Here is a 12280-nt window from a genome sequence, read left to right on the forward strand (position 1 = left end):
TTGTCGTCGAAATGGTTCCTGCGCGCACCCGCCGCCGACGCCGAGGCCCGGGTGTTCCTCATCCCCTACTCGGGCTGCGGCGCGACCATGTACCGCAGGTGGCCGGATTCCGCCGGCGGTGTCGACCTGTGCCCGATCCAGCTGCCGGGCCGGGAGAACCGGATGCGGGAGGCCGCGCACACCACGTACGAGTCGCTGGCCGACGCCTTGGCCGAAGCGCTGGCGCCGCACCTCGACCGGCCCTACGCGCTGTTCGGCCACTGCGGTTCGGCGCTCGCCGCGTACGAGACCTCGGTGCGCCTCGTTCAGCGCGGCCACCCGCAGCCCGCCGCGCTCTTCGTGTCCTCGGAGGTGGCGCCGCAGGACGGGCCGTACGGCCGGTTCCTCGAGATGACCGATGCCGAGCTGGCAGGCGAGCTCCGGAAACTCATGCTCGAGCTGGGCGGTGAGCCGCATCCGGAGCTCATGGACATGCTGGTGGGTGTCCTCCGCATCGACGTCGACGCGAACAAGCAGTACTTCGTCCCCGACCCGGTCGTGCTGCCGTGCCCGGTCGTCGCGATCGGATGGCGCGGCGACGACGGTGTCGTGCCCTCGCTCATGAGCGGCTGGACCCGGTGCGGGAAGACCACGTTCGAACTGCTGGACGGGGATCACTATTCCTTCCTCGACGCGCCGGAGCCGTTGCTCTCGCTCCTGGCCGCCCACCTCGACGGCGACCGGAGCCGCTGATGGCGCGGATCGTGGACGTCCTGCCGCTGACCCCCCTCCAGGAGGGCCTGCTGTTCCACGCGCGGAACCCGGACCGCGCGCCGGACGCGTACCTGGTGCAGCTCACCGTCCGCCTGGACGGACCGCTCGACACGGACCGCCTGCGCGCCGCCCTCGCCTGCGTGCTGCGCCGCCATCCGAACCTCCGTTCCGCGTTCCGCTTCCGGAAGTCCGGTGAACCCGTCGCCCTCGTGCCGGACGCTGTGCGCCTGCCCGTCGCGGAGCGGGCGAGCGAGCCCGCGGCCGTCCGCGCGTTCGCCGAGGCCGAGCGGTCCGAGCGCTTCGACCTCGGCAAGCCGCCGTCGATCCGGTGCACGGTGCTCACGCTGGCCCCCGGCGACCACGTCCTCCTGCTGAGCTGCCACCACATCCTGCTCGACGGCTGGTCGATGCCGTTGCTGCTCGACGAGATCGGCATGGCCTACTCCGCCGGCGGCGACGATCAGGCCCTGCCCGCGCCCGCGCGGTTCCGCGACTACCTCGACTGGCGGGCGGCTCAGGACACCGGCGCGGCGAAACGGGCATGGGCGTCCGCGCTCGACGAACTCGACGAGCCGACCCGGCTGACCGAGCACGTCCGCCCCGGACCGGCGGCACGCCTCACGCGGCGGCTCGACGCCGGCGTCTCCGCGGCGCTCGTGACGATGGCGAGGAACGCCGGAGTCACGGTCAACACCGTGTGCCAGTGCGCCTTCGCGCTGCTGCTCGCACGCATGACCGGCCGTGAGGACGTCGTGTTCGGCACCACCGTGTCGGGCCGCCCGCCGGAGCTGCCGGACTCCGATCGCATGCTCGGCCTGCTGATCAACACCGTGCCGGTGCGCATTCGCGTGCCCGCCAGCATGCCGGTCGACGAACTGCTCGCCCGAGTGCAGAAGGAACAGTCGACGCTGCTCGGGCACCACCACCTCGGGCTCGCGGACATCCAGCGCGCCGCGGGCCTTGGCGAGCTGTTCGACACGATCTTCACGTTCCAGAGCTATCCGGTGGCGGACCGGGACACGCGGTGGCGCGACGGGCCCCGCATCACCGACGTCCACGGTGTCGACGCGAACCACTACCCGGTGAGCGTGACGGTCGCCCCGGGGGCCGAGTTCGACCTCCAGCTGGTCCACCGGATCGCACCCGAACAGGCAGGCCTGCTCCTCGACCGGCTGACGATGGTGCTGACGGCGTTCGCCGAGGATCCGCAGCGGCCGGCCGGCTCGGTCGACGTCGTGCTGCCGGACGAGCGCCGGCGGCTGCTGGCCGACTGGCTCGACGGCGCCCCCCGGCCCCGCGTGCCGTTCGCCGGCCCGGCACCGATCGGCCGGCCCATCCCCGGCGACCGGGTCTACGTGCTCGGCGCGGGCGCCCGGCTGCTGCCGCCGGGCGCGGTCGGCGAGCTGTACCTGGCCGGGGACGGTCTCGCGCGCGGGTACGCCGGCCGGCCGGGGCTCACCGCCGAACGGTTCCGGCCGGACCCGTTCGGGCCGCCGGGGTCGCGCATGTACCGGACCGGTGACCTCGGCCGGTGGCGGGACGACGGTCAGCTCGAATACCTCGGCCGCACGGACAACCAGGTGAAGGTCCGCGGTTTCCGGATCGAGCTGGGCGAGATCGAGGCCACCCTGGCCCGGCACCCGGCCGTCGACGCGGCGGCGGTGGTCGTCCGGGAGGACGTTCCCGGTGACCGGCGGCTCGTCGCCTACGTCGTGGCGGGCAGCGGCGATGTCACCGGTGTCCACGAGCACCTCGACGCGCTGCTGCCGGGATACATGATGCCCACCGCGATCGTGCCGCTCGACCGTCTTCCGCTGCTGGCCAGCGGCAAGGTCGACCGCCATGCGCTGCCCGCGCCCGGCCCCGCCGCCGATCCGGGGTCCCGGGTGCCGCGGACGGAGACCGAGCGGTCGGTCGCCCAGGTGTGGCGGGAGGTCCTCGGCACCGAGGTGGTCGGGCCCGACGACAACTTCTTCGACCTCGGCGGGCATTCGCTGCTGGCCGTGCGGTTGATCGAGCGGCTGGCGGCGCACTTCGAGATCCAGCTCTCCGCCAGCGTGCTCTACGCGGCCCCGACGCCGGCCGGGATCGCCCGGCTCATCGAAGCGGGCGAGAGCGGACACGGCCCGTTGGTGCCGATGCGGCAGGACAACGACGGCGGCCCGCCGCGGCTGATCCTCGTGCACCCGATCGGCGGGAGCACCTTCTGCTACGCCGACCTCGCCCACGCGCTCCCGGCCGACTGTTCGGTGCACGGGCTGGACGCCCCCGGGCTGGCCGACGGCACCAGGCCGCTGGAACGGATCGAAGATCTCGCCGCGCACTACGTCGCCGCGCTCGTCGCCGCCGGGGCGCACCGCAACTGCGTGCTCGCCGGCTGGTCGATGGGCGGGACGATCGCGTACGAGATGGCCGAGCGGATCCGGCGGATCATCGGCGCCGCACCCCCGGTCGTCCTGATCGACACCCACCTGCGACTCGGGATCGACCCCGGCGCGTCCGACGCCGAGCTGATCACCGTGTTCGCCGACGACTGGGGCCGCGCGGCCGGCCGGGCGCTCGCCCCGGACGCCGCCGCGCTCGCCGGGCTGAGCCCGGCCGAGCGGCTGGATCTGCTCGTCGACCGGGCCCGGTCGCTCGGGATCCTCGAACCGGACGCGCCCGCGGAGTACGTGCGACGCCGGTTCGAGGTGTTCAAGGCACACGCGCGCGCCCTCCTCGACCACCGCGCGCACCAGGACCACCAAGGGCGGGTCCGGATGATCGCCGCGCAGGACTCCGTCCGGCAGGACCCGAGCCACGGCTGGTCGGCCGTGGCGGGAGCGGAGTTCGACGTCCGGATCGTCCCCGGGGACCACTACGGGCTGCTCGGCGGCCGCGAGGTGGTGGACGAGCTCGGCGCGGCGCTGGACTGGTTGCGGTCATGAGTCCTCGGTCGGAGAACTACTCACGGAGACGGCGGGTGCCGAAGTGCTGATCTTTTCGTTCAAGGAAGGCCATGACGGCTCGATCGCCGCGATCGACGATGGCAAGCTGCTCTTCTCGCTGGAAGCGGAGAAGGACTCGTTCCCGCGGTACGCCGGGATCACGGCCGAGACGGTGACCGCGGCGGCCGGCCGGCTGGACCGGCTGCCGGACGTGATCGCGATCGGCGGCTGGGTGAAGGGCACGCACTCGGTCGAACGCCCCTCGCGCACGGGCTACTTCGGCGTGGGCGACGGGGCGGTGAGCGACGAGGCCGGCCGGTTCTTCGGCCGGGACGTGCGGGTCTTCTCCTCGACGCACGAACGGTCGCACATCATGACCGCCTACGGCATGGCGCCGTTCGCGAACCGGCAGCCTGCCTACTGCCTGGTCTGGGAAGGCAACATCGGCGACTTCTACCGGATCGACGAGAACGGCGCGGTCGAGCACCTGCGTCACGTGCTCGCCGACCCCGGCAACAAGTACGCCTGGCTGTTCGCGCTCGCCGACCCGAAGTTCCCCGTCTCGAAGGGCCTGCTGCGGCTGCAGGACGCCGGCAAGCAGATGGCGCTGACCGGGTTCGCCGACAAGGGGCCGCTGACCCTGGCGGAGAAGGAGGTCATCGACTTCATCCTGGCCCAGGAGGGGATCATCCTCCAGCTGTCCAAAGAGGACATGAAGTGGTCGGAGTTCCACGACGTCGGGGTCGAGTCGCAGGCGTACAAGAACGTGGCGGCCAAGCTGTCCGACGCGATCTTCGACCGGTTCCACGACTACGCCCGGGAGCACCTCACCGAGGGCCTGCCGCTGCTGATCTCCGGTGGCTGCGGTCTCAACTGCGAGTGGAACCGCCGGTGGCGCGAGTGCGGGCTCTTCCCCGAGGTCTTCGTCCCGCCGTGCCCGAACGACAGCGGCTCGGCGCTGGGCACGGCCATCGACGCGCAGCTCCACCACACGGGATCGGCGAAGGTGGAGTGGGACGCCTACGCCGGTGAGGAGTTCGTCCACGACGCCGAGTTCGACTCCCGGCGGTACGAGACCGTGCCCCTCGACTACGGGGAGGTCGCGAACCACCTCTCCGACGGCAACGTGATCGGCTGGGTGCAGGGCCGGTGGGAAATGGGGCCGAGGGCGCTCGGCAACCGGTCGATCCTCGCCGCGCCGTTCAGCAGTGAGATGACGACCAGGCTCAACAAGATCAAGCAGCGCGAGGGCTACCGGCCCATCGCCCCGATCTGCCTGGAGTCCGACGCGCACCGCTGGTTCGAGGGCTCGATCCCCGACCCGTACATGCTGTACTTCAGCCGGGTCACGACGGAGGAACTGGCGGCCGTCACCCACGTCGACGGCACCGCGCGGGCGCAGACGGTCACTCCCGAGCAGAACCCGCGCATCGCGCGGCTGCTGGAGGCGTTCCGCGAACGAACGGGCTTCAGCGTGCTGTGCAACACCTCGCTGAACTTCTCCGGCCGCGGCTTCATCAACCGCACGAGCGACCTGATCGAGTACGGCGAACGTCACGGCCTGGACGGTTACGTCGTGGGTGACACCTTCGCGCGGCGCCGGGCGGTGTAGCCGGATGGGCCAGGTGGGAACGGCATTCGCGGCGCAGGTGGCGCGGCGGCCGGACGCGGTCGCCGTCGTGGACGGTGCCCGGACCCGGACGTACCGCGAGCTGGGAGACGACGTCGACCGGCTGGCGCGGTGGCTGGTGGCTCGCGGTGTCGGGCCGGAGACGTCGGTCGGCGTGCTGGCGCGGCGCTCGTACCCGATGGTCGCCGGGATGCTGGCGATCCTCCGCGCGGGCGGCGCGTTCGTCCCGCTGAACCCGGAGATCCCCGTCGCCCGGTTGCGGTCGCTCGTGGCCGACGTGCGGCCGGCGGTGGTCCTGACCGAGACGTCGCTCGCCGCTGCCGACCTCGCCGTGCCGGTGCAGCAGATGACGGCGGACCTCGACGGTCCGCCCGCCGATCTCGACGCCCGGCACCACCCGCGTGCCGTCGCCTACGTCATCCAGACGTCGGGGTCGACCGGCGAGCCGAAGAGCGTGCAGGTGGAGATGCACTCGCTGATGAACCTCCTGTCCTGGTACCGCGACGTGTGCGAGATCGGCCCCGGTGTCCGCGTCGGTCAGATCGTCGCCTCGAACTTCGACGCCTCGGTCAAGAACTACCTGACGCCGCTGGTGTGCGGTGGCACTCTCGCGCTGCTCGCCGACGGTCCGTACGACCCGCGGGCGATGCTCGGCTTCATCGAACGCGACCAGGTCGCCGTGCTCAACCCCGGCGTTCCCTCGGCCGTCTACCCGCTCGTCGACCTCGCGGCCGCGGCGGAGTACCGCCCGCTGTCCTCGATCCGGTGCCTCGCGCTCGGTGGCGAGCCGACCGACACCGAGCGGCTCCGGCCGTGGCTCGAGTCGCCCGGGTCCCGGGCCCGCGTGCTGAACATCTTCGGTCCGACGGAGTGCGCCGACATCGCCTGCTACGCGGAGTTCGACATGCCGGCTTCGACCGACCGGGCGAACCGGTGACCGCCCCGGCCAGCCGGTGCCCGTTCGGGGCCGCCGCGGCGGACGTCGACCTCGTGGACGCCGAGCTGTACGGCAGCGGCGACCCGCACGCGGTCTGGGCGGCGCACCGCCGCGACTCGCCGGTGCGCTGGCACCGGGTGAGCGAGCGCGGCTTCTGGTCGGTGACCCGGCACGCGGACATCAGCCGGGTGCTGCGCGAGCACGAGACGTTCAGCTCGCAACAGGGGACATTGCTGAACCTGCTCGGCGCGGGCGACCCGGCGAGCGGCAGCCAGCTGGCGGTCACCGACCCGCCACGGCACGGCGAGATGCGGGAGCCGCTGCAGCGCGCGCTGTCGATTCGCGCGATCGACCACTACCAGGGCGACATCCGCGAGCTCGTCGCCGAGTTGCTGGCACCGCTCGCGGACGGTGGCCCGTTCGACCTCGCCGCGGCCATGGCGAACCTGCCCATGGCGGTCACCGGAACCATGATGGCCATCCCGCGGGCGGACTGGCCCGCGCTGACCCACGCGGCCATCGCCGCGCTGGCCGCCGACGATCCGGCATACCAGGTCGCCGGCGGGCCGGCCGAGACGCTGCGCCGGTCGCACCGGGAGATCTTCGCCTACTTCCACGACGTTGTCGTGGCCCGCCGCGGCAACCCCGGCGACGACCTGATCGGCACGCTGCTGCGCATGCGGATCGACGGCAGGGGCCTGAGCGACGGTCAGATCATGGCCAACTGCTACAGCCTGCTCATCGGCGCGATCGTGACGACCCCGCAGGTGGTCACGGCGGCGGTCGCCCGGCTCGCCGGCACCGGCGAGCTGGACCGGTGGGCCGCGGACCCCGGCCTGGCGAACACCGCTGTCGAGGAAGCCGTCCGGTGGGCGTCACCGACCAACCACTTCATGCGGTACGTCCGGCGCGACACGGAACTGGCGGGCGTGCCGATCCGGGCGGGCGAGCCGGTCGTCGTGTGGCTGGGCTCGGCGAACCGGGACGAGCTGGTCTTCACCGACCCGTTCCACTTCGACATCGCGCGCAAACCCAACAAGCACATCGCGTTCGGCGTCGGACCGCACTACTGCATCGGGCACACGATCGCCCGCGTGACCCTGCGCATCGCGTTCGCCGAGCTGCTCGGCCGGTTCACCGGCCTGGAGCAGGCGGCGGCCCCGGTGCGGTTGCGCTCGAACATCATCGCCGGGATCCGCGAGCTGCGGATCACCGGCACCCGCAGGTCCGTGCCCGCCGCGCTCCTGGACGCGTCCGGATGACCGGCGGCACCGATCGGGGTCATCCGACAACAAACACCGCGAACACCCGGCTGTCGGCAGCCAAGCGGGAGCTGCTGGCCCGGCGCCGGGGAAGCGACCGCGGCGGCGTTCCGCGCCGGGATCCGACGGCTCCGGTGGCGGCCACGTCCCCGCAGCGGGCGCTGTGGTTCCTCGACCGCTACCTGGGTCCCGGCGCGAACTCGGCGTACAACCTCCACCACGCCCTGCGGCTGCGCGGGGTGCTCGACCCCGGCGTGCTGGCGGAGTGCGTGCGGCAGGTCGTCGCCCGGCACGACGCGCTGCGGACCACGTTCGCGTTCGACTCCCCCGGCGGCACCGATCTCGCCGGTGCGCTGGTGCTGCGGGTCGCGCCGCCGCCCGCGCCCGGCGAGTTCACCCTGCCGGTCCGCGACGCCGTCGACGGCGACCCGGCCGCGACCGTGCTCGCGGAAGCCTCGGTTCCGTTCGACCTCACGGCGGGGCCGCTGTTCCGGCCCGTGCTGTTCCGGCTCGGCGAGCGTGATCACGTGCTGCTGCTCGCCGCGCACCACGCGGTGTTCGACGGCGCCTCGATCGAGGTGGTGCGCACCGAGCTGGCCGGCTTCTACACGGCCGCGGTCACGGGCCGCGCGAGTGCGGTGGCGGCGCTGCCGATCGGTTTCGCGGACTGGGCGGCCCACACCGGCAGCGAGGAGTACCGCACGGCCGTGGCGCACCGGCTCGACGCCGCGGTCGCGCGGCTGGCGGGCGCGCCCGCGCTGCTCGCCCTGCCGACCGATCGGCCTCGCGGCCCGGAGCTCTCCACGGAGGGCGATGCGGTGTCGGTCCACCTCGACGCCGAGGCCGCCGCGGCACTGTCGCGGCGGTGCCGGGAACACGGTGTCACGCTGTTCACCGCCGTCCTGGCCGCGTACCAGGTCCTGCTCTCCCGGTGGTCGGGCCAGGACGACGTCTGCGTCGGCATCCCGGTGTCCGGGCGCACGAGGGCGGAGGTGGCCGACCTCGTCGGCTGCTTCGTGACCACCGGGGTCGTGCGGACCGGAGTGGACAGCCGCTCGACGTTCCGCGAGCTGCTCGGCCGGGTGGCCGAGGCGGTGCACGAAGCGCGTGCGGACGCCGATGTCCCCTTCGAGCAGGTGGTCGCGCGGCTGCACGTGGACCGGGCGACCGGCCACAACCCCGTCTTCCAGGCGTTCCTGGACGTGATCCCGCCCGCGGCCCCGGCTGCCGGGTGGCCGGACGGCCTGGTCGCGCACCGGTTCCCCCTTCCCGTCCGGCAGGCGAAGTTCGATCTGAGCCTCGCCGTGACCGACGAAGCGGACGGCATGACCGCGGAGCTGACCTACCGCACGGACCTGTTCGGTGCCGCCACGGCAACGGCTCTGCTCGACCAGCTCGTGGTGCTGCTGCACCGGTTCGCCGCGTTCCCGGACGTCCCGGTCGGCGAGGTCTCGGCCCTGTCCGAGGCCGCGCGCGAGCGGTGGCGCGCCGACGGCAGCGGGGAGGTCGTCGACCTCCCCGACGAGACCCTCACCCGAGCGCTGGCCGACGCCACCGCCGCCACCCCGGAGGCGATCGCCGTCCGGGCCGGCGACGAGGAGCTCACCTACGCCGAGCTGGACCAGCGGGCCACCGCGCTGGCTCATCGCCTGGCCACGGCCGGAACGGGCCGCGGCGACGTGGTGGCCGTCGCGCTGCCGCGGTCGCTCGACCTCGCCGTCGGGCTCGGTGCGGTGCTGCGCGCGGGCGCGGCGTACCTGCCGCTCGACCTCGACCACCCCGCCGAGCGGCTGCACCTCGTGCTCGCCGACGCCCGCCCGGTCTGCGTGCTGACCACGTCCGCCTTCGCGGGGGCGTTCGCCGGGACGGACGTGCGGGTGATCGAGGTCGACGGGTCGCCCGAGGCGGCGACCCGGGCCCTGCCCGGCCCACACCCCGCTGACGTCGCGTACGTCATCTACACGTCCGGCTCGACCGGCCGGCCCAAAGGCGTCGAGGTGCCGCACCGCGGCATCGTCAACCGGCTGCGCTGGATGCAGCACGCCTATCGGCTCGAACCGGGAGAGCGGGTGCTGCAGAAGACACCGGCCACGTTCGACGTGTCGGTGTGGGAGCTGTTCTGGCCACTGCTCGCGGGCGCCACCGTGGTGTTCGCCCCGCCCGGCGCGCACCGCGATCCCCTCGCGCTGGCCCGGCTCGTGGTCCGCGAGCGGATCACGACACTGCACTTCGTCCCGTCGATGCTGCGGGCCTTCCTGGACGAGCCGGAGACGGCTGGGGCCCGGACGTGCCTGCGGCGGGTGATCTGCAGCGGGGAGGAGCTGCCCGCCGCCGCGGTCGCGCGGTCGGCCGAGGTGCTGCCCGGCGTCGAGCTGCACAACCTGTACGGGCCGACGGAGGCGTCGGTCGACGTCACCGCGTGGGAGTGCGGGCCGGACGACGCGGTCCTCTCGCCGCCGATCGGGCGTCCGGTGTGGAACACCGGCGCCAGGGTGCTCGACGACCGTCTCGCCCCGGTTCCGGTCGGGGTGGCAGGCGAGCTGTACCTGAGCGGTGTCCAGCTCGCGCTCGGCTACCGCGGGCGGCCGGGGCTGACCGCCGAACGGTTCCTCGCCGATCCGTGGGGACCGCCCGGCAGCCGGATGTACCGCACCGGAGACCTCGTGCGGCGACGTCCGGACGGGGCGCTGGTCTTCCTCGGCCGGGTCGACCACCAGGTCAAGCTGCGCGGCCAGCGGATCGAGCTCGGCGAGATCGAGCACGTCCTGCTGCGCGACCCGGCGGTCGCCGCCGCCGTCGCCGTCGTCCGCCGCGACCGTCCGGACGTGGCACAGCTGGTCGCGTACGTGGCTCGCGCTCGTGGCGGGCCCGAGCCGGACGAGCCGGGGCTCATCGCGCGGATGCGCGCGGTGCTTCCCGCGGTGATGGTTCCGGAGTCCGTCGTGGTGCTGGACTCCTTCCCCCGCACGCCCAGCGGCAAGCTCGACCGCGCGGCGCTGCCCGCGCCGGCCGCCTCCCTTTCGGCGGCCAAGCGGCGCCTGCTCGCCGGCCGGGCCGACCGGCGCACCGCCGGGCCGGCGCCGGACGATGCCCGCGTGGCGGCGTTGTGCACCCTGTTCGCCCGGCTGCTCGGCCTGGACGCGGTCGGCCCGGACGACGACTTCTTCCGGCTCGGCGGGGACAGCATCGGGTCCATCCGGCTCGCCGGCGCGGCCCGCGGCGCCGGGATCGGGTTCTCCGAGCGCATGGTGTTCGAGCACCGCACCCCGCGCGGACTGGCCGCGGCGGCGACCGCGCACGCTCCGGAGACCGGCCGGGCCGGCTCCGCCGACGCGGGCACGGGCGTCATCGCGTTGACGCCCATCATGCGCTGGTGGCGCGACGGTGGCGGCCCGGCGACCGGGTTCTACCAGTCGGCTCTGCTCCGGCTGCCTTCGGGCGCGGGCGAATCCGCGCTCGTCGCCCTGCTCACCGCGCTGGCCGACCGGCACGCCGTGCTGCGCGCCAGGCTCACGACGGCCCCGGACGGCTCCGAGGTGCTGACGGTGCCCCCGCTGTCCGAGGTGGACCCGGCCGGCTGGCTCACCAGGGTCGACGCGGACACCTGCGGCGACGAGCAGCTCGCGGCGCACGTCGCCGGTCGCCTCGACCCGGTCCACCGCATGGTCGACGCGGTGTGGCTCGACGGAGGCCGCGGCCGGGCCGGCCGGTTGCTGCTGGCCGTGCACCACCTGGCGGTCGACGGCGTCTCCTGGCGGGTGCTGCTCGACGACATCGCGGTCGCGTGGAACGACGCCGTGGAGGGCCGTCCGATCCGGCTGCCGGCGACCGGGACCTCGTTCCGGACCTGGGTGAACCACCTCGTGCGGGAAGCGTCCGACCCCGCACGGCTCGCCGAGCTCGACACCTGGACCCGGGTGCTGTCGGCACCGGAACCGGAGCTCGGCCGGGCGCTCGACCCGGTGGCCGACACCGCGGGAAGCGCGGGTGAGCTGGTGTGTGAGCTCCCGCCCGAGCACACCGGCCCGGTGCTCAACGTCGTCCCGGACCGGTTCCGCGCGAGCGTGGACCACGTGCTGCTGTGCGCGCTCGCGCTCGCCGTGCGGGACTGGCGGGACCAGCGGGGAACGCCGTCGCCGGTGCTGCGGGTGATGGTGGAACGCCACGGGCGCCATGACGTGGACTCCCGCTTCGACCTGTCCCGGACCGTCGGCTGGTTCACCGTGCGGCATCCCGCGGCGCTCGACCTGACCGCCGCCCGGACGACCTCCTCGGCGTTGCGCGCCGTCAAGGAGCAGCTGCGTGTCCTGCCGGACGACGGTCTCGGCTACGGCCTGCTGCGCCACCTCGCCGCCGGCACGGGACAACCGCTGTCCGCGTTCACGGAGCCCGCCGTGGCGTTCAACTACCTCGGCCGGTTCCGCCTCGACGGCGGGCGCCCGGACGGTGCCGCGGTGTCCCTGTCCGCACTGGACGGAGGGGTCCCGGGTGCCACGCCGCTCACCAGCGCGCTGGACGTGACCGCACTCGCGGTGGAGGGCCCGGACGGCCTCCGGTTGCGAACGACGCTCACCTGGGCGCCGGGTGTGCTCGACGAGCCGTCCGTCCGCGCCTTCGCCGACCACTGGGAAGCGGCACTGACCGCACTGGCCGCGCTGGCGGACGATCCGTACGCGGGCGGAGCGACGGCAGCGGACCTCTTCCTCGACATCGACCAGGACGAGCTGGACGCCCTGCAGCTCGAACTCGAATCCGACTGGAGGGAGTGAGT

General features: G+C 73.6%; 6 protein-coding genes. All 6 read left to right on the plus strand.

Features of this window, described 5'->3' with window-relative positions; genetic code table 11:
* The 6 genes from BLW76_RS26345 to BLW76_RS26370 are packed head-to-tail and all read left to right on the plus strand — an operon-like array spanning position 1 to position 12278.
* On the plus strand, positions 1–732 hold the full coding sequence (locus tag BLW76_RS26345; RefSeq protein WP_091319900.1) for a thioesterase II family protein: 732 nt from the start codon (positions 1–3) through the stop codon (positions 730–732).
* Positions 732–3680: an alpha/beta fold hydrolase gene (locus BLW76_RS26350; protein WP_091312003.1), complete on the plus strand. Its 2949-nt coding sequence runs from the start codon at positions 732–734 to the stop codon at positions 3678–3680. The genes BLW76_RS26345 and BLW76_RS26350 overlap by 1 nt, the downstream gene beginning before the upstream one ends.
* 43 nt (positions 3681–3723) lie before the next feature.
* On the plus strand, positions 3724–5292 hold the full coding sequence (locus tag BLW76_RS26355; RefSeq protein WP_091312006.1) for a carbamoyltransferase C-terminal domain-containing protein: 1569 nt from the start codon (positions 3724–3726) through the stop codon (positions 5290–5292).
* A 4-nt stretch (positions 5293–5296) separates the two neighbouring features.
* Complete coding sequence (locus tag BLW76_RS26360; RefSeq protein WP_091312009.1) at positions 5297–6247, plus strand: AMP-binding protein; 951 nt, start codon at positions 5297–5299, stop codon at positions 6245–6247.
* Complete coding sequence (locus BLW76_RS26365) at positions 6244–7509, plus strand: cytochrome P450 (RefSeq protein WP_091312013.1); 1266 nt, start codon at positions 6244–6246, stop codon at positions 7507–7509. The genes BLW76_RS26360 and BLW76_RS26365 overlap by 4 nt, the downstream gene beginning before the upstream one ends.
* Positions 7506–12278 (plus strand): non-ribosomal peptide synthetase, encoded by a 4773-nt coding sequence (locus BLW76_RS26370; RefSeq protein WP_091312016.1) that lies wholly within the window; start codon positions 7506–7508, stop codon positions 12276–12278. The genes BLW76_RS26365 and BLW76_RS26370 overlap by 4 nt, the downstream gene beginning before the upstream one ends.
* Positions 12279–12280: the final 2 nt, after the last annotated feature.

Source organism: Amycolatopsis tolypomycina (assembly GCF_900105945.1).
In the GTDB taxonomy this organism is placed as follows: domain Bacteria; phylum Actinomycetota; class Actinomycetes; order Mycobacteriales; family Pseudonocardiaceae; genus Amycolatopsis; species Amycolatopsis tolypomycina.